Annotated in this window: 16 protein-coding genes; 4 read left to right on the top strand and 12 right to left on the bottom strand. The window is 58.7% G+C overall.

Annotation, left to right across the window (positions count from 1 at the left end):
* Window positions 1-756 precede the first annotated feature (756 nt).
* Window positions 757-3336 (top strand): AAA family ATPase, encoded by a 2580-nt coding sequence (locus tag V0R37_RS20560; protein ID WP_269495629.1) that lies wholly within the window; start codon window positions 757-759, stop codon window positions 3334-3336.
* 271 nt (window positions 3337-3607) lie between these two features.
* Here V0R37_RS20560 and V0R37_RS20565 read toward each other — a convergent pair whose 3' ends face one another.
* The 10 genes from V0R37_RS20565 to V0R37_RS20610 all read right to left on the bottom strand — a co-directional run bounded on the left by V0R37_RS20565 (window position 3608) and on the right by V0R37_RS20610 (window position 12303).
* Window positions 3608-6499: a conjugative transfer ATPase gene (locus V0R37_RS20565; protein ID WP_420376329.1), complete on the bottom strand. Its 2892-nt coding sequence runs from the start codon at window positions 6497-6499 to the stop codon at window positions 3608-3610.
* Window positions 6499-6933, bottom strand: a complete 435-nt coding sequence (locus V0R37_RS20570; protein WP_420376330.1) for a TIGR03751 family conjugal transfer lipoprotein — start codon at window positions 6931-6933, stop codon at window positions 6499-6501. The genes V0R37_RS20565 and V0R37_RS20570 overlap by 1 nt, the downstream gene beginning before the upstream one ends.
* Complete coding sequence (locus V0R37_RS20575) at window positions 6914-8311, bottom strand: TIGR03752 family integrating conjugative element protein (RefSeq protein WP_269495623.1); 1398 nt, start codon at window positions 8309-8311, stop codon at window positions 6914-6916. Before V0R37_RS20575 ends, V0R37_RS20570 begins: the two co-directional genes overlap by 20 nt.
* Window positions 8301-9203 (bottom strand): TIGR03749 family integrating conjugative element protein, encoded by a 903-nt coding sequence (locus V0R37_RS20580; protein ID WP_420376331.1) that lies wholly within the window; start codon window positions 9201-9203, stop codon window positions 8301-8303. The genes V0R37_RS20575 and V0R37_RS20580 overlap by 11 nt, the downstream gene beginning before the upstream one ends.
* Window positions 9200-9880, bottom strand: a complete 681-nt coding sequence (locus V0R37_RS20585; protein WP_420376332.1) for a PFL_4703 family integrating conjugative element protein — start codon at window positions 9878-9880, stop codon at window positions 9200-9202. Before V0R37_RS20585 ends, V0R37_RS20580 begins: the two co-directional genes overlap by 4 nt.
* Window positions 9877-10275 (bottom strand): TIGR03750 family conjugal transfer protein, encoded by a 399-nt coding sequence (locus V0R37_RS20590; RefSeq protein WP_420376333.1) that lies wholly within the window; start codon window positions 10273-10275, stop codon window positions 9877-9879. Before V0R37_RS20590 ends, V0R37_RS20585 begins: the two co-directional genes overlap by 4 nt.
* Before the next feature lie 11 nt (window positions 10276-10286).
* Entirely contained in the window at window positions 10287-10622 is a 336-nt protein-coding gene (locus V0R37_RS20595; RefSeq protein ID WP_442867531.1) for a TIGR03745 family integrating conjugative element membrane protein, read from the bottom strand.
* 38 nt (window positions 10623-10660) lie between these two features.
* Window positions 10661-10894 carry a TIGR03758 family integrating conjugative element protein gene (locus V0R37_RS20600; protein ID WP_102071037.1) on the bottom strand — a complete coding sequence of 78 codons (234 nt, stop codon included), beginning with the start codon at window positions 10892-10894 and terminating at the stop codon, window positions 10661-10663.
* Window positions 10891-11262: an integrative conjugative element protein, RAQPRD family gene (locus V0R37_RS20605; RefSeq protein ID WP_420376334.1), complete on the bottom strand. Its 372-nt coding sequence runs from the start codon at window positions 11260-11262 to the stop codon at window positions 10891-10893. The genes V0R37_RS20600 and V0R37_RS20605 overlap by 4 nt, the downstream gene beginning before the upstream one ends.
* A 138-nt stretch (window positions 11263-11400) precedes the next feature.
* Window positions 11401-12303, bottom strand: a complete 903-nt coding sequence (locus tag V0R37_RS20610; RefSeq protein WP_269495614.1) for a bacteriophage abortive infection AbiH family protein — start codon at window positions 12301-12303, stop codon at window positions 11401-11403.
* A gap of 110 nt (window positions 12304-12413) precedes the next feature.
* Here V0R37_RS20610 and V0R37_RS20615 point away from each other — a divergent pair, with 110 nt between their 5' ends.
* The 3 genes from V0R37_RS20615 to V0R37_RS20625 are packed head-to-tail and all read left to right on the top strand — an operon-like array spanning window position 12414 to window position 14817.
* On the top strand, window positions 12414-13088 hold the full coding sequence (locus V0R37_RS20615) for a hypothetical protein (RefSeq protein ID WP_269495612.1): 675 nt from the start codon (window positions 12414-12416) through the stop codon (window positions 13086-13088).
* Window positions 13081-13767, top strand: coding sequence for an RES family NAD+ phosphorylase (locus V0R37_RS20620; RefSeq protein WP_269495610.1), 687 nt, complete (start codon window positions 13081-13083; stop codon window positions 13765-13767). Before V0R37_RS20615 ends, V0R37_RS20620 begins: the two co-directional genes overlap by 8 nt.
* A complete protein-coding gene (locus tag V0R37_RS20625; protein WP_420376335.1) occupies window positions 13768-14817 on the top strand; it encodes a DUF3800 domain-containing protein in 1050 nt (349 codons plus the stop codon).
* 22 nt (window positions 14818-14839) lie between these two features.
* Here V0R37_RS20625 and V0R37_RS20630 read toward each other — a convergent pair whose 3' ends face one another.
* Together V0R37_RS20630 and traD are read right to left on the bottom strand one after the other, a co-directional pair.
* Window positions 14840-15589, bottom strand: a complete 750-nt coding sequence (locus V0R37_RS20630) for a TIGR03747 family integrating conjugative element membrane protein (RefSeq protein ID WP_420376336.1) — start codon at window positions 15587-15589, stop codon at window positions 14840-14842.
* A complete protein-coding gene (gene traD / locus V0R37_RS20635) occupies window positions 15586-17760 on the bottom strand; it encodes a type IV conjugative transfer system coupling protein TraD (RefSeq protein WP_420376337.1) in 2175 nt (724 codons plus the stop codon). Before traD ends, V0R37_RS20630 begins: the two co-directional genes overlap by 4 nt.
* Between the last annotated feature and the right edge of the window lie 4 nt (window positions 17761-17764).

Consider the following 17764-nt stretch of genomic DNA (forward strand, 5'->3'; position numbering starts at 1 on the left):
CTTCTCGCATAGAAAAATAAGACCTGCTTCGGGTACTGACCATTGCCACAGAGATGACCGGCAACGCTAAGCGGGCGGCATTCCTATTTCGATCTGATGCAGTGATTGCCTACCTGGGGATCTTTGGCCGTTGGGACTGTGGAATGATTAGCACATCGGGAGCAAGGCCTGGCGTAGCGGACCCGCCATATTCTCAGCATGAAGAAAGCTGATGCATACGAGCAAAGTGGTACGCATACATGTACAGCCAGATGCGTTAGCGTTGAATTCGCACCTACTGCTATCGGCCATTAGGGGACCTTGACCGATCGAACACTTGGACAGGAAGGTGAATGCCCGGTATTGCCGCGCGGGAGGCTTGTTGGCCACCCGAGCCAACGTAGACCATGTCGCAGTCGTAGCTACTTACTGCGCACTGTATCGTCAAGCATACCTGGGACAGCGACCAGGACCAGTTCACAGCACCAATGCGTCCCACAACTGGATGACCAATCAAAAGAAACACGCGCTGGATAGCTGATTACTCGCTCAGTTCCGGAACTCAGCGAGACCGTTCACCACACCTGGCCACCATAAAAAAATATTACCGAACCTTCGAGACCCGACGCTTCTTGTCCTGTCATCAGTCGACCCCTCTGTCCCATGGCCCTAAAAGTGCTCAGTGATACGAGTGGTGCGCCTAAGCCAATCTAGCAAATTGTTTGTCTCTGTTACAGTAAGGCACTTTTTACCGTAGTTATCTCTTGAGGAATTACGATGGGTGCTATTCATGATGACATACGTGCGTGGTTGCACCGACAAGCCGACTGGATACAGGAGGCTGCGGACCGACTGTTAAAGAAAGGGCAGTTAGGTCGCGACGATCTTGCCGATTTATACGCACTTATCAAAACAGACGCGGGCCGAGCAGTTACGAAGACGCGCCCATTTCATGAGTTACTCAACGGTGTCGCCGCTGGGTCAGATGTGCGTCTACGCAGCGTCAGTCAGGTGATTGGTATTGAGAACCTTTCTCCCGCGCATCCGCTGGTGTTTGGTGACGGCAATTTAACCGTCGTCTACGGAAATAACGGGTCAGGAAAGTCCGGCTATACCCGGCTGCTTAAGAAAGCGTCCGGCAAGCCCCGAGCGCAGTTGCTATACGCGAATGTTTTCGAAGCGGCGCCAGCAGAACAAAAGTGCCAGATCGAGTACGCCAGCCAAGGAGCGGTGAAGTCGTCGGAATGGCATGCTGGCGGAGCACCAATCGATGCGCTGATTGCACTGGATGTCTTCGACAGTGAAGAAGCCGGGTTCTACCTTCGCAGTGAAAGTAGTGCGTCTTATACGCCACCGCTTGTCGCGATGTTCGTCGCGCTAGCTGCGGCGTGTGATGATGTGAAGCGGCTTCTGGAGGAGGATCAGGATCGAGACATTTCGGCCCTGCCCGTATCGCCGGCAGAGCACGTTGCTTCGGAGGCAGTACAGAGCTACAACAGCCTAAAGGCTACGATCGACGCCAAAGCCCTGGACGCCCTTGTACGTTGGTCGGATGAAGATGCTGCGCAACTGCACAGTCTGGGGGAAAGGTTAAATGCCACAGATCCTGCAGGTTTGGCCCAGACTAAGCGAAACGCCGAGCTCGCAACCCGTCGCATCGTCGAGAAGATACTCCAAGCTGCGGCGGCCTACAGCACGGACGCGCTAGTGGCAATTCGAGGCCTGCGGCAGACTGCAAATATCGCCAGGAAAGCTGCTATCGATGCCGCCCAGGTTAATTCTGCCAAACTGGACGGGGTTGGTGAAGACTCATGGCGCGCGATGTGGGCTGCTGCGCGCGCCTACTCCCAATTGTCATATCCTAATCGGGACTTCCCCGTTACGGAAGAAGCACGGTGTGTGCTCTGCCACCAACCCTTGGATGAAGAGGCAGCACACCGCCTTCAAGAGTTTGAAACTTTTGTCCAAGGTGAAGTTGAAGCGACGGCCGCACGGGCACAAAAGTCGTACCACGACGCCCTGAAGGCGTTGCCAGAACCTGTTCCAGCAGAAGTCTACTGTGCGCAACTCCAGACCGCCGGTCTTACCGACCCAGGGTGGGCAGCATACTTAGAAGCTTACTGGAAGGCCATAGCGGTAGCGCGCCAGGCATTAATAACACACGAGCTAACTGAGGCCGTGCAGCCGGCACAAGATAGCGAAGATGCGTGCACGAAGCTCACAATCTTTGCAAAGGCTCTTGAGGCAGAAGCGTTGCAGTTGGACAAAGACGCAAAAGACTTCGATCGAGACTTGGCGAAGCGGCAGAAAACTGCGTTGGAAGGCAAGCATTGGGTCTGCCAACAAGCAGAAGCGGTGCGCAATGAAGTAGCTCGTTTAAAGCGCGTGCAAGCTCTTGAAAAACTCAAAGCGTTGGCACATTCGCGCCCGGTGACCACGCAGGCTGGCGTCGTGGCGGAGCAGGCCATCACCCAGGCGTACGTTGCCAGATTCAACGCAGAGCTTAAGAAGCTCGGTGCAGGCCGCATTCAGGTAGAACTCGTGAAGTCCAAGATGGAGAAAGGTAGTGCAAAGCACCGCCTTCAGTTGAAGTCGGCCAAGGGAAAACAGCCGCTCGAGCTAGTTCTAAGCGAGGGTGAGCGTCGCATCATTGCGCTGGCGGCATTCTTGGCAGATGTGTGTGAAAAGCCGTTTCCTGCTCCATTTGTGTTCGATGACCCGATTTCTTCGCTGGATCATGACTACGAATGGGCAGTGGCAAAGCGCCTGGGAGAGTTGGCGAAGACTCGACAAGTCATCGTCTTCACGCACCGCCTGTCCCTTTATGGTGCGATGGAGGACATCGCGAAGAAGATCGGCGAACCCGTCAAGGGAAAGAACTTCTTCCAGACATGCATTGAGACCTATGCTGGCAAGGCTGGACAGCCCGTGCATCAGGCAACTTGGAACGCTAATACCACGGCTGCGAACAATCTGCTGATCGAACGGCTGAACGTGGCAGCGCGTGCCGGCAAAGAAGGTGGAGGCGACGAGTATCGAGATAGGGCGCAAGGTATATGCAGCGATTTCCGAAAGTTGCTTGAGCGCACAGTAGAAGATGACCTCATTTATGCCATAGTGAAACGACATAGACGAAGCGTGACGACGGACAATAAGCTGGCCGCGCTGCCTATTATCGAGACGGGAGATTGCGATTTGATCGATCGCCTCATGACGAAGTATTCCTACTATGAACACAGTCAGTCTGATGAGGTCCCTGTGCCAATACCGGAAGAGGCAGAATTACGAGCCGATTTGGAGGAATTGAAGCAATGGCGAAAAGACTTTGGGGAACGGCGCAAAGTGGTTCTGGCATAGTTCTCGAGGCATAATCACCGTGCCATGCTCGCTGAGTTCACGCGTTCGGCATCGTTGGGTGATACAAGAACCTAATCATGCTCGGCGCGGGGTACGCATCGCAGGTAAGGTGTCGTTCAGACAGCCGGGCAGATTTGCGCGACGTCTGCTTAGGGTCGTTTTCTGCCTGATTCTCCAGTCAGTGCCCGCCAGATCAAATCGGAGCCAATATAAGTATAAATTAGGCTATTTCGCTGTGTTATTGCTAGAGTTTCCTTAACCGACATAACAATCAGTCCTGTATGGGTCCCCATGCCAGAGAATCAATTCCCCGAGCCCGATCAATCTTTTCAGACATCTTAAACGCTGCGTCCAGTTCGCTGATACCGAACTGCTGCATCAGCTGGTAGCGCTCTGCCTTCTCTTCGGGCTCCGTCTGGGCCAGGGCCAGATAGAGACTCGGTGGTACGGCTCGAAACAGCACCTCCATGTTCTTAGACAGAATCACACCTTCGGTGAATTTACCGGCCTCCTTGCGTGCCGACAGCATCAACGCCTTCTGCGCTGGCGATAGTTCGCGAAAGCGCGCGATCTTCTCCACTTCATCAGGCGGCATCGACAGGCAGATCCACCACTCGATCATATTGAGCATGGGCTCGGCTGCTTTGGGCAGGTCATCGACGTTTTGCGTGGCCAGCCAGAACCAGGCCCCCAATTTCCGCCACATCTTCGTGATCTTAACCACGTAGGGTGCCAACAGCGGGTTCTTGGTAATGATATGGCCCTCATCGGTAACGTTGATGATCGGGCGTCCCAGAAACTGATCCCGCTCGGCGATATTGTTGACCGTGCTGATCAGCGAAATGTAGGCAATAGAAAGCTGCGCGTTGTAGCCCTCGCGCGCGTAGGTCGCCAGATCGACCAGAGTAATGTCGGCTTCGGGCCAGGGCGTGCCGGGCCGATCGAACATCTCACCATCAGCGCCCTGGCAGAACATGTCCATGGCGTCAGCCATCTCCAGTAGCCTCGCGCGACGCATCTCGGGTAATGTGCTGTCCCGCCCGCGTTCACGCAAGGCATCACGCACGTCGCGAGTCAGTACGGTGCGTTGCTCGCCACCTTCGCTGTGGCAAAGCCGGGCGGCTTCCAGGATGCACTGACGTATCAGCGACCGATCCGCCCGGGTCATACGGGCCTCTTCCTTGTCCTCGCCGCCGGTAATCATCAGCCGTGCGGTGATTTCCAGCTCACCGAGTACGTCGCGTTGCTCATCCGCGCCCGTCTCCTCGAGACCATCAGCGGTCGGCTCGCCATCAAGGGCGTCCGCATCCAGCGTCTGTACGTCGCTGGGCGTCTCGATCAGGCGCCGGGCGTCCGCGAACGGTGCCAGGCTAATCCCAGCGCCGGGGGAAAGCTTGACGCGGTGGACCGTAAGACCCAGTCTCTTGGCGAAGTCGGTGAATAATCCAAAGGAGTTGCCGGCCTCCACAATAAACAGCCTTGGCCGGTAGAGGGCCGTGACCTGATTGAGCAGGTTGTTCAAAGTAGCTGATTTGCCTGACCCTGTCGGGCCGAACAGGAACAGGTGCGCGTTCATCTGCCGATCCAGGCGGTTCAAAGGATCGAAGGTGATGGGTCCGCCGCCCCGGTTAAAGAAAGTAATGCCAGGGTTTCCCGTGCCCTGGCTGCGGCCCCAGACAGGTGCGATATTGGCCGCATGCTGAGCGAACATCAGTTGCGTGTACCACTGTTTACGGTCTTGCGAGGGGTTGTAAAGACACGGTAACCAGCGCAGATAGGTGTTCAGCGGTGCCACCTCATCTTCTTCACGTACCGGCTGCAATCCCGCGTTAAGCATCACGTTCGCCAGTTGCAGGCCACGGTGATCAAGTTCTGCCTCATCACGGCCACGCAGGTAAAATACCAGACTGCCCCGGTAGAGTTTGTGGGCGCTACCAATCAGAGACCGGGCCTCCTGCACATCCCGCAGTGTCTGCTCCGAGGCCAGGGTTTCGCCTACCGCTTTTTTTGCCAGATGGTTCAGATGCGTCTCCAGCACATCCTGGGGCGTGGCGATCAAGGTTAAGCACATCACCGTGTCTTCGGGCATCTGGTCAAACAAGGTGTTAATCGCATCGCCCTTGCGGGTTTCGCCCGTCAGGTGTCCCGTTGTCGGCGGCGTGCGCAAACGATCGGTAACCATGACCCGGTGCGGCATACCGTCAAAGTGCCACAGCCCCCGCGCCACATCGGAGCGCGGTTGGCCGAAGAACAGCCGTTGGCTGAAATCCCGACCGCTGGCCAACTCGATCTCATCGGGTTCTTGGGTTGGCGGGTAGGCAGTCAGTTGATAAAAGCGCGCGCGGTCCTCGGCCGTGGCTCCCAATAGCCGGGGCTGGGGATTGAACCAGCGCAGCAGCCAGTCGTGGATCTGCGGCGCATCCAGGCGGTGGGCCTGAATACCCGCATTGCTCAAGCCACCGGCCAGCCGGTCGCACACGATGTTCAGCGCCTGTGTGGGCGTCTGGCCCCGCCGTGTGGTTTGCCCCGTGACGCGGCGATAGACCACCATGCGCACACGGCGGCTTTGGCCGCGCCAGGGCAGACGAGTGACGACCGTGTCCTCGAACAACCCACCTGGCTTTGCTATGGCCCGTAGGTGATGCGCGAAAAATCGCAAATAAAACTCGGTAAAAGGCGTGGCTTGCGCACGCGGCTGCACGTAACGCTGCAAGGTCTTGAGGTACTCATCAAAGCTGGTTTCATCCTGGGCGTAGAGCTGCAGCACCCACGGGTTCTCGTCCAGTTCGTCAAAGCTGTCCTGTAAGGCGTTCTCCAACGCATCGCGCGCCTGTGCCAGCCAGGCGGCCTCCCGGCCTTCAGTGCCCAGCGGAATCAACTCAAAGAAGGCGGCCACCGATTGGCCATCCTCCAACAACATGCAGCGGCTGTCGGGCAGGTACTCCACCCACGGCAGCAGTTCGACAAAGGACGGCGCCACGCCGTACAACGCCTCTTCGTCCGCCTGGGTCGCGGGCCGGTTGTCTTGGACCGCCCCACCCGGCTCAGGGATACCCGCCTCCCTCAAGGCGCTGAGATGCTGCTGCCAGCCATCGGACGGATCGGCGTTGGCAATCTCGTCATCAGGGCTAACACGCTTATGCCAAGGAAAACGCCATGCCATTAATAGGCCTCGACACGTTCGCCGGGCATCGCGTACTGCACCCGTTGATATAGCGGGAACACTGTGCTGTATCCTGGCACAGGTACAGGATCGGTACCCGCCAAGTGGGGAAACACGTACATCACGAGGTCCGGATTGGGTAGCCGGTGGAATTGACGCTGGATTTCATTGGCGGCGGTGCGGGTATAGCCGGCCTGTTCCATCGGAGCAGCGTGCACATCAGCCTCAGTCAGTGGTCGACGCAGGCTTTGACGCACGTCGAGCAATTGGCGGCGGGCTACTTGGCCGCTACCGCCCTCACCCGCTTCGGTGTGCCAGATATCCTGCATGGTGCGATTGCCGTGCGGCAGCAACTCGTCCTTGTGAGTGGCGCATCCGGCAAGCGTGGCCGCGGCGATGATCAGCAGCAATGGCTTAATCGAGTTCAAGCGCATGGGCTTCTCCTATACGATGATCGACCCGGCGGCCTTCAGGTTCGTAGTCAATAGCGAGGGGCTTCTCCAGATGGACGGCCACCTTGGCCCCAGGCTGTACATACACAGCGGCGAAGGCCTGGCCGTAGAGTTTATTCACCCACTGCGACATATCCCGTACGCCACCAGCCAGAATCTGACCCATGGCCTCGTTGCCGCTGATGCCTGTCGTGCCCATCGATCCGTCCGCCCCCACGTAAGACGTCCGACCGCTGCCCGAATCAATAAGCGATGCGGCGCCCGCACCGGCGGCGGTAATGAGCGCTTGGGTGCTCAGGTACTGCTGAGCGTTGCTGCGCCGATTGCCCGACACGCAAGGAATGCCATAGGGGTCGCTGATCCACCCCAGGCCATCCTCCTGGTTGTCGCGCTGATTATTACGCTCGTTGTCCTCAGGGATAGTGCGGATCGTGCCGTCATGAAAAACAAAGGTGATAGAGCGCACCTGGCCGCGCACACATGACAGCGTCCAGTCACCCGAGGCGGTTCCGCTAAAGACAGCCCCCGCCACATCGGGAATGTCGATGCCGTTGGCCGTCAGGTTATCCGGGCCGACGATGACTTTGAAGGGATACGGATCGTTGACCGTGCCGTCAATGGGCACACGGCCAATGAGTGCCGTCATCGCAACCGACCCCATCAGGGTTGAATTGGTCGGCACCGTATAGACGGCCTTTGCGGTGCTAACCCCTGCGGCCTTGGCCCCGGCATCGGCCACGCGGCCGACGGTGGTTTCCAATGTCTTTTGCGCAGGACCGAAACTCGTTGGAAAACTCAAGCTACTGCTGCGGTTGCGCCCATCGTCCTGTTGGGCATCATCCGGTTCAACCCAGCGGATATCAGCGCCTGCCCCAAGGCCATCGGCATCCCCCTCGCGCAGACCCAGTCCTACGGGCAGATCCGCATTGCCCAGGTTTTCCAGGCGACGCTGCAGATCCTGCAGCAAACCTTCGCTCTGTTGGCGTTCGTTGGCAAGCTGAGCCTGGTCGCGCCGCAGGCTGGTGCGCTCGGACTCCAGTGCGGAACTAATGCGCTGGTCGATGGCGGTCTCGCGCTGGCGCAAGCGCGCGTTCTCGCTGCGTTGCGTCTTGTTATCGGCCTGCGCCGTCTGCAGCTCGGTGCGCATCTGCTTGACCTGCGCCACGAGCGTTGCCACGGTGTCGTGCGGGGTATCGCCTTCAATGCCCAGCGCCTGCATCTCTTCGGGCGTGAGCTGACTGCCAGAACCCGCAGCGCCTGAACGGGTCGTGTCGCCGCCGGATAGCAGGCGGATACCCGCAAAAAGCACCAGTAGGGCTACCGGAATCATCAGCCACTTCAAAAGTCCGTTACTGCGCATGGCCGTCTCCTTGCGCTTCTTGCGTGAGATGAGGCAGATGCACCGCTGGGTCGAAACGCTGAATGGCGGGCAGCAGCGATTGCGCCAGTCCATGCCCACGGGTTACCAAATACACGACCGTCGTGTCCTCGGGCGTACCGTGTGGGCCCAAGGCCGGGTGCTGGAAAGCGGCAGTAAGAAAATCGCCTTGCAGCGCACGTGGGTCCAGGTCCAGCCAGCCGCTGCTAGTGTTGGTCAGACGGACCGCTGTCACCCACTGATCTTCCAGCCGCCAGGACGCCAACGCGACCGCGCGTACCGGTAAGGTCGGCAGCAGCGTAGCGAGGTTAAGGTCGCCGCGCAGGTTCACGCGCATGATGCCGGGTACGGCCTCCACGGTACGCAGCGGCGCATACAGATTCTGCGCGGCATGGCGCGTGAGCACCACAGGCACCGGAGTGTCACGCCGCGCGGGCTTGGCAGCGCCTGCGGGTGCCCCCGTGTCGTTGCCCACCGCCTGCTGACCGTAGCGCTGGGGTGTGGTACTCCCCTCGACGATCTGCACCGGCTCCAGTGCAGGCTCGCCGTCATTGGCCGGTTGCGCGGCAATGTCCAACAGAATCAGTTCCCCGGTGTCCGCGTCTTGCAATTGCAAACGGGTCGGTTCGATGGGCTCATTGGCCCGCAGGTAGACCGCGCCGCCGGCGCTTTGCACCCGCAGGCGCTCGCCCACGCTGGCGGGCACGCCAACGCGCACGTTGCGGTCGATAAACACAATGCGCTCCTGGCCAACGACCAGCGGCACGGCCAACGGCAGGCGTTCCCAGCGTAGGATTTCCACCGCTTGGGCAGGAATCGCCATCATCCAGACCAGCACGCCTAACCCAGCAAGAACTCGGTGTTTGAAGCTCATTGGGAATCTCCTCGCAGTCCCAGGCCGCTACGCGCGGGGGTTTCTGACGCTGGCACGGTAATTCGCTGCGGCGCACCGTCAAAACAGTCCAGCACCAAGCCAAACGGATTACGGGCCGGGTCAACGTCCGCCCGCGCCACCTTGATGGGGTAACGCACCAGCGCCCGCTTGACCTGCTCGGAGCCGTGGTACTCGTCCGCGCTCAGATCGAGCGTCACGATCCAGTCATCGTCGGAAACCACCCGCACGCGAGCGCTCGGGTTCTCGCCATAACCACGACCGGGGATTTCATAGACGCCACGCACGCGCTGGCGCAGCTCGCCCGTGTTGCGGCGATACTCGAAATCGGCCCGCAAAAAGGCCCGGCAAGACGGCGTCAGATAAGGCGACAGTACATGCAGGTTGCGGGCGTAGTCCTCTTCGCCATTGGTCGGCCAACGGTTAAGCTGCTGGAACACATAAAAAGTGAAGGCATAGACCGACTCGGGCGGTACTTCCCACCACTTGCGGGTACTGCCCGATCGCAGGTCGGGCGGGACGTGAATGGTCAGATCGCGCGGGGCGCTCCACCACCCGCCGCCCATAACCAGCGCCACCAGCAGCAGCGCGACTGCGCCAATGCGCAGGGTTTTGATATGCGCCTGCAGGTGCGCGACTTCGTTTTTGAAGCGGCTCATTGCACGGCCCTTCGGATCGTCCAGTAGCCGGTGCGCGTGACTAAAGCATGGCCGCGCACCCAGCCGGCCAGCAACGGGTATGAGATCGTGATGCGCCATTGCAATTGCCGATACAGCCACGTGTCGGGCCTGCCGCGCTTTTTACGGCGCAACATGCCGCCACCGACGAACACGCCCAAGGCAATGCCCACGACAATGAAGGTCGGCGCCAGGGCAATGGTCGAAAAAACCCAAGACAACGGCGCACCCGTCAGCAGCCCCACTGCGCCCGACAAACCGCAGCATATCCACAGTTCATCCGCCGTCAAGCCGCGTACCACGACCGGATGGCGATTAAGACGATGCGGCAGAAACGACACGGTGCCATCGGCCCGGATGTGCTGGTGCTCGGACATGGGCCGTTTCCTTACAGAACTGTCGTCGCTTCGGTGAGCAGCCAGATGCCGACCACGAGCAGCACGGCACCAACCGCAACGCTCAGGCCAAACTGGCCCCAGGTCTTTTTGCCCGTGTGGATTTCGGCGTACGTGCCGTAGGCGTGGTAGCACACCCCGATGAACATGGAGGCCACGACCAGCAGCGCCACCAACAGCACGATGTCGTAGCCGTAGTTGCGGATCGTCTCCATAATGCCCCCGCCCGTGCCGCGCGAGGGATTCTCCAGCGTGGGCAAGCCCTGGGCGAACGACAGGGTGGGCAGCAAGGCCAAGCCCCAGGTCAGTGAGGCGAGCGCGTTAGGCATGCGAAATAAGCGGGTCTTCATAGTCAGTTCCTTGCGGGTCAGGATAAGAGGAAAAAAGTCAGTACCAGGTACATCGCCAGAAACCGCACGACGACACCCAGAAACTGACGCTGGTTGATTCGGTTCTCCGCCCAGCCGACGTAGGCCGTGCGTATCGCCCAGGCACCCCACAGCAAAAGCACCGCGAACACGAAACCTACAAGGACGGTCGCCATGATGGCGGGCGACATGCTGCTATTGGCCTGAAAGGCGCTGATCTGGGCGGAGGTCATGGCTGGGCCTGCGGCAAGGGGTTGTGCTGGGGCGCGCGCTCACTGCGGTAATCCCCCGCCAACTCGGCCAGATCCCGCGGTTGGGCACGCGAGGGGGTCAGATGAGACTGGATGCCGGTACGCACGAGGGCCAGGTCGGCGAGCAAGCGTGGATAGTCGAAATGGTAACGATCGCCCGGCACGATGGGCGCGGCCGCAGCGCTCTGCGCCACGAATCGCTCCAGCGTATCTAGTTGGCGCAGGGCCGCAGCCAGGTCTTGGCGCTGAGCTGGCACATCGGCATGAACTGTGGGCGGCACGGCCAAAATCGCTGTGAGCAGGAGACACACGCCGCCGTGCATGGCGCGACACCGAATCGAGAGCACCATCGCCCCATCCCTTCGTTAGATCAACAATGGAGTAATGGTGGCGTTGCAGGCGCAATCAGGCTGCAAACAATAGGAACTGGCATCCGTCCGGATTTGGCTAATCAAGCCTTGCCCTGACAGGGGAAGGTTAATGTAGAGTCAAAGGCTTTCCCAGGAAATGGATCGTGCGCTGGAAGGATTGAGCCCCCATCGAATAAGCTGGGCTTGCTTCTCTAGCCATTCGTCGAGCGAGCGACAGGCGATGTGCCACTGGGCAGCAGAAACGTTGGGCTGGCCGAGTAACGCCTGGAAGTAGGAAGCATCGATGTCCGACAAGGAATGCCCCAGCACAAACACCTGCTTGATGCTTGCCAGACCTTGAAAGAAGGGTTGGTTCTTGGCTATCAGCGCTTCAGAAGGCTTGAAGGTGGTAGAGAAGTATCCATCAAGGATGTCATGAGCCTCGACCAGCCGAGTATCGATATCGGCGATGTCTGATCGGTCATTCAGCGAGCGACGGTTCTGCGGGTGCCAGGCATGTCCCAGCACTAATTCCTCATCAGACTGTGCCGCGCAGCCATGAATGAACAGTATCCGCTCCGGTGCAATACCGTAGAGCGTACTCAGGGTACTGGTGTAGTTGAAGTTCAGGAATGCCGCGGTGCGGTCCAGTTCGATAAGCCGCTTTAGCGCGGTTGTCGGAGTGGGGATTGGAAGCAGGCGTATCCATTCCCCAAATAGCTGCCGAAGCTCTGATGACAATCGCTTTACGAGGTTCTCCACTTCAAACTGGAAGTCGTGATGTCCAGAATCACTCCAGTCCTCAGCTCCGTACGATGCCATGAAATGACCCAGGTTATCGATAATTGCATCCACATCCATGTCTGCCAACGCCTCCTCAAGGTCGCACCAGTCCTCTCGGACGGGGAGATACTCCTCGACTTCCCTGAAGACGCTATTGCTGTTGTCTCGAAGGTATTGTTTGAACTGATCCAGCTTCGATGGGATGTCATGCTGTAGGTCAAAGCCGTTGCCGATTACGTAGAGCTTGCGGGGCTTCATGGATAAATTTCCTATCAATCCAAGGTAAGTTGTCAGAAACCAGGCACTTTAACGATTATCTAGCATATGATATTATTTGATAACCATCATAACCCATAGGGAGCACATCCATGAATGTCGTAATAGACCATCCGGGCGTCTCGACGTTGGTTGGCACCCCAAAGGAAGTACAGGCACGACTTGGCAAATCACATGCTGATCAAGTACTGCTCGTAACGTTCGACCATATCAGGCCCCGGGTCTTAGAGGCCCTCGCGGCAAATGTCGCTAACGTAACATCCTCCATGTTTGAACTGATGTTGGAGCGCCATGACCGAGAGTCCATTGAACGTTTAGTCGACGTCCTGATGCCTCGGACACCGCCTTCCCCCCGCTTGCTCAAGGAAGCGGTCATGCTGGTGCAGGCGCGCAAAGCCGTGTTGGAGAGCGGTGACTGGCTGACGGCCGCCGAGGTTGCACAACTGGCAGAGTTGAGCACCCGAAACCCCAGCGCTCAACCGAATAAATGGAAAAAGCAGGGGCAAATCTTCGCGATCAACCACGGCGGCGTCGACTACTTTCCAGGTTACGGCTTAGATCGAAACGCGGGTTTCCGACCGTCAAAAGCCATGGCTAAAGTCATTGAGATCTTGGCCAGGAACAAAGACAGCTGGGGCATGGCGTACTGGTTCCGTTCGGACAATAGCTTTCTGGGCGGCAAGAAGCCTCAGGATTTTTTGACGTCCGAGCCCGAGCGTGTTATCGAGGCGGCGATGGACGAGGTCCAGGAAATCTCGCATGGCTAGGCCTAAGCCATCATCACCTACTGAAGAGGCATCTAACACAACGCCGGAACCTCCGGGCACACTGCATGTCACGCTCAGCCGGCTGGAACCGGGAAAGGTGCTACATCGGGTGCATCAGAGCATGTACCAAGCGGATCAGTTCAATCCCGGCATGCAAGGCAATGCGCGATTCAGCCCGATCCACGATGAGCAGGGAACCCCGATCCCCACGCTGTACGCTGGAACAACAATGGCGTGTGCATTGATGGAAACGGTGTTCCATGACATCCCGCACACGGCCGGTTTCAAGAGCGTCGATAAAGGCAAACTAGCTGGCCAGGTGCATTCCACTATTCAAGTTGAGGAGGAATTACAGCTGGTTGACCTTGCAAGCGTACCGCTACGCAAGCTGGGCGTAACGCGCAAGCAACTGATCGACACCGAGAAGAACCAGTACCCTGCCACACGCAAGTGGGCTGCAGCAATCCACTCTCAATTTCCCCAAGCCCAGGGGCTATCGTGGGTCTCCAGACAAGACGATTCGGCACGTGCCATGATCTTATTTGGTGATCGCATCACCAGTGATTCACTCCAGCATGAGGGGGACTCACGTAGTCTGCTGGACGATGCGGACGTTTACGATGAAGTGCTGGACTTGGCGGATCGGATCGGTGTCAACATTGTGCCGGGGAAAACTTGAATGGAATGCTTCCGGATTGATGAGAGTGGCTACACCGGGTTCGACCTGCTGAACCCTGCGCAGCGCTTTCAGGGTGCGTCAACCATCGCCATCAGCAATGAAGACGCCCGGCGTTTGATTCGTGAGCACTTCCCCAAGTTGCAAGCCGCCGAGCTCAAGTACCGCTCACTAGTGCGCCGGCCCGGCAACCATCCCCGCCTGCTGGCTCTGCAGCGGGATTTGCTGACCAACTACAAGTGCGTAACCTATGTCTGCGACAAGCGCTACCTGCTGTTGCTGATGTTCATGGATTACGCCGTCGAACCGTTCTACTACGAACGCGGCATGAACTTCTATGAGGACGGCCAGAACTACGCCCTGGCATCCCTGCTGTACTACGCCGGCCCGACCCAGCTAGGGAGGGAAGCGTTCGATAAACTGCTGGCGGCGTTTCAACATGCCGTCAAAGACAAATCGTTGGCAGCACTAGGAGCGCTCGTAAGCGCGGCACGAAAAACACGGTGGCGCGAGCTTCCGGAAGCGCTTGGACCCCTGGCCGTCGATGCCTGTCCTGAATGCCTCTCGGCAATCGCCACGCCGGGGGTGAGCACCGACGCAGCTCTCGTGGTGCTGCAATCTCTAGTGAGCCGCATGGAGGTCATGGTGGACGGCCCCTACCGTGTCGAGCACGATCAATCCAAGAACCTGCTCACCTACAACACCCTGCTGCAGCGCTACATCGATCATGACCAACAGATCGAATTTCACCAGTCCGAGATCGCCAGCATCAAGTTTCCCCTGAAGCTCACTTCGGTGACGCAGGTTGATTCCAAGGACAGCCCGGCGGTGCAACTAGCTGACGTAATGATTGGTGCGGCCATTGAAGCGGGCAATATATTGACGGGGCAGCGTACGGCAGGGCTGGACGCCGAAGCCGTGATGTCCCTCTACGCCGATCATCAGTTGATCCACATGCTCCCATCGATCGATTTCGCGGAGCAACAAAGATTCCGGAAAGGTACGCAGGCTGCAGAGGTGATCAACTATTTCGCCGCCCATTTCCACAAATGAGTCCTTTTCAACTAGTTACGAATCACAAGTATTTTTTGAAGCTCCCCGCCGTCAAGTTCACCGCCAGACCCAGCAATATTGCGCTTGGTAGCAGGATCAATAGTGGGTGCAGGGAAATAGGCAACGCCAGATAGACCACCCAGGGCAGTACAGCCAGCGGCATGAGCGACGCTTTAGCACGGTGGTAAAAGAACCCGGATTCACGGCCCGCACCGAACTTGCGCACGTCACGGCGCACCAGCCCATCGACCAGCCCGACGAAGGCCGCCAGCAGGATCAACGGCAAGGTCAGCACTAGGATCAGTAGTCGCACTAAGAAGGTCAGCATGGTGAAAGCTGCGGCGATCAGATAGCGCTCCGACCAGACGTAGGCTTGGCTCAGGTAGTAGCGAAAGTTCTTGGTACCGGCCTGGCTGGGCACGCGGGCGCGATCCGCAGTGTGGCTCATCCGGTCACCCACGCCGGTCTTGACGAAAACCCAGTCATAGCCGGTGTCCACTAATTGGTGTGCAGTACGCCCAGGCTCGCGCACGACGACGCTGCGCGTGAAGTGGCCCGACAGGTGGCTTAACTCATACTGCAGCATGGACTGAGAATGGCGCCAGCCCTGCTCCTTCCAGAACACGTGCATGCCCACGCATTCGACCACGATGGAGATCAGCAGCGATCCGATCAACACACCGAAGAGACGAAACGGCATAGCAATGAAACTTGCAATCAGCCCCTGACGGCGGTTTTGCTGTTGCTGTGTCGTCGAGGCTGCATCGCTCATAGTGCCACCTCATCGTGGTCGGCATCACGGCTTGCCGCATCCACGGGCTCGTCGTCGAGCAGCGTATCGGGCAGGGATTGCTCCTGCAGTCCAGGAATGCCCTGATTTTCCCACCACTGGCCGGTTTCTGTGTAGCTCTGGCGCATGTACTGGGCAAGCTGTTGCAGGTCCTGCGGCATGTTCTCGTCCGGATCAGGGGCTGGCAGCGGCATACGAACCTTCCACAGTGCGCCGCCCTGCATCAAGGCGAAGCACTGGCCTTTGGGGAGTTGGACGATATGCGCGGGCTCGATCATCGGCACACTGGTCATGCTGATGCGGTCCTGGGTATTGCTCGTAAAGTCGGTTTTACCGTGAATGTCCGAGCTGTCAGTGGCGCCGCTAACCACCGTCGTGGTGTAGACCTCGACCTTGGGCAACTGCTTGGTCAGCAGCTCGGCCGTGGCGGTCTCGCGCACGCGCAGCATGAATAGATTGTTGAAATTACCGATCACTTGGCCCGCCTTGGCGCGATTACCAAGACGCGCCTCAATGTCAGAAAGGGTCTGGGTGTAGGCGGTGACCTGAATGCCTGCTCCACCCCCTTTGTTGATCATCGGGATGAACTCATCGCCCATCAGTTCGTTGAATTCGTCCGCATGCAGATTGATCGGCACTTTCTGGTCGGCACGGGCATTGGGCAGACCGTCGTCGACGCCGAACTTGTAGATGTGCCCCGCGACCGACACCAAATCGGAGAACATGGAATTACCGACTGCAGCGGCAACCTCGGCGTCCGAGAGCGCATCCAAACCGACGTAGACCACAGCGCGCTTGCGGATGATCTGCATCCAGTCGAAGATCGGCCTGGGGTCGTTCAGGTCGGAATAGTTCGGTGCGAGCAGTTGGGCGATTTTGCCGCTGGTGAGCTTTTCCAGCAGGGGCAAGAGGCTTGCCACGATCTTGTCGAAATACGTCTTGTCGTAACGCACGGCACTACGCAAACCGTCCAGCACCGGGTCGTAGTTGCGCACCTGGCTCAGGTACTGCTCCAGCGCAACCACGCGCTTCTCGCGCCCGATCATGTTCCTCGGAATGTTCCTGTCGTTCAGACGCGCTTCGAGCTGGACAATGACCTCCCAGGCCTTGGGCTCGGTCTTGGCGAAATAGTGCTGGGCGTACTCGATGAACAGCGCGTCGATGTTGACCACGTGGCGCTGGATCAACAAATAATCCGGGCGTTGCCCCAGTTCGATCAGCGCACGCGCAACGATATTGACGAAGCGCCAGGCAAATTCCCGGAACGCCGCCGAGTTGCCCTCGCCCGAGAGCTGGCCGGCGATGCGCGTGGCCACTTCGGAAATGCGCCCAAACCGGCCCACCGCGTTATAGCGGGCGGAAATGTCCGGCCAACCCAGGTGAAACACATAGAACTCCCCCTCCCGCCCGGCACGTTTCGCCTCCACGTACATGCGTTTGAGCAAATCGGCATCGCCCTTCGGGTCGAAGACAATGACGACCTCGTGTTCACCCACGTGGTTCTTGCGTCGAATGTCCTGGGTGATGAAAAGTTCAGCCAGCCGCGTTTTACCCACCCGAGTGGTGCCCAACACCAACGAATGGCCGACGCGTTCCCCTAACGGCAGGCTGACGTCCACTTCGTGCGGCTCGATGCCATGCAGACGCGGCAACCCGCCGACCGGCGGCAAGGGGCGTACCGGGTTCAATAGCACATCCCATGCCGTAAGCTGCGCCAAACGAGACAAAGGAAATGGCGCGAACTCCAGACGTTCTTCCAAGCGCCGCGCCAGTCGATACACGGGTGTCGGCTCGACATAGCGGCGAAAATCCGGCCGATAGGTTTGCGTCAGCCGATGCGTATGCTTCTGTTCCCACAGAAAGCCCCGACCGATGAACAGCCGTTGTTGGCTGACCGGCACAGCGCGGCTGGTCATCACATAACGCGGCAGGCGGCGAATATTGCGGCGATAGCGCAGGATGGCCTGGGCCTGTCGAAAACGGATCGCGCCGAAGACAGAAAACGCTAAGGCACTCCCAACACCTAAGCTGGGGTTCAACGCGAGCGACCACGGGGCCACCACGCACAGAATCGCGGCGCCGGCACACACCGCCACGGTGTAAAGCTCCACAGCGGGGCGCAGCAATACCTCAACCGGCTGGGTCTGCGCCATATCG

Source organism: Pollutimonas rozaliensis (assembly GCF_048751585.1).
GTDB lineage: Bacteria > Pseudomonadota > Gammaproteobacteria > Burkholderiales > Burkholderiaceae_B.

Coding starts and splice junctions, on each gene's coding strand:
- V0R37_RS20560 (WP_269495629.1), top strand. CDS start 757: ATGGGTGCTATTCATGATGACATACGTGCGTGGTTGCACCGACAAGCC.
- V0R37_RS20565 (WP_420376329.1), bottom strand. CDS start 6,499: ATGGCATGGCGTTTTCCTTGGCATAAGCGTGTTAGCCCTGATGACGAG.
- V0R37_RS20570 (WP_420376330.1), bottom strand. CDS start 6,933: ATGCGCTTGAACTCGATTAAGCCATTGCTGCTGATCATCGCCGCGGCC.
- V0R37_RS20575 (WP_269495623.1), bottom strand. CDS start 8,311: ATGCGCAGTAACGGACTTTTGAAGTGGCTGATGATTCCGGTAGCCCTA.
- V0R37_RS20580 (WP_420376331.1), bottom strand. CDS start 9,203: ATGAGCTTCAAACACCGAGTTCTTGCTGGGTTAGGCGTGCTGGTCTGG.
- V0R37_RS20585 (WP_420376332.1), bottom strand. CDS start 9,880: ATGAGCCGCTTCAAAAACGAAGTCGCGCACCTGCAGGCGCATATCAAA.
- V0R37_RS20590 (WP_420376333.1), bottom strand. CDS start 10,275: ATGTCCGAGCACCAGCACATCCGGGCCGATGGCACCGTGTCGTTTCTG.
- V0R37_RS20595 (WP_442867531.1), bottom strand. CDS start 10,622: ATGCCTAACGCGCTCGCCTCACTGACCTGGGGCTTGGCCTTGCTGCCC.
- V0R37_RS20600 (WP_102071037.1), bottom strand. CDS start 10,894: ATGACCTCCGCCCAGATCAGCGCCTTTCAGGCCAATAGCAGCATGTCG.
- V0R37_RS20605 (WP_420376334.1), bottom strand. CDS start 11,262: ATGGTGCTCTCGATTCGGTGTCGCGCCATGCACGGCGGCGTGTGTCTC.
- V0R37_RS20610 (WP_269495614.1), bottom strand. CDS start 12,303: ATGAAGCCCCGCAAGCTCTACGTAATCGGCAACGGCTTTGACCTACAG.
- V0R37_RS20615 (WP_269495612.1), top strand. CDS start 12,414: ATGAATGTCGTAATAGACCATCCGGGCGTCTCGACGTTGGTTGGCACC.
- V0R37_RS20620 (WP_269495610.1), top strand. CDS start 13,081: ATGGCTAGGCCTAAGCCATCATCACCTACTGAAGAGGCATCTAACACA.
- V0R37_RS20625 (WP_420376335.1), top strand. CDS start 13,768: ATGGAATGCTTCCGGATTGATGAGAGTGGCTACACCGGGTTCGACCTG.
- V0R37_RS20630 (WP_420376336.1), bottom strand. CDS start 15,589: ATGAGCGATGCAGCCTCGACGACACAGCAACAGCAAAACCGCCGTCAG.
- traD (WP_420376337.1), bottom strand. CDS start 17,760: ATGGCGCAGACCCAGCCGGTTGAGGTATTGCTGCGCCCCGCTGTGGAG.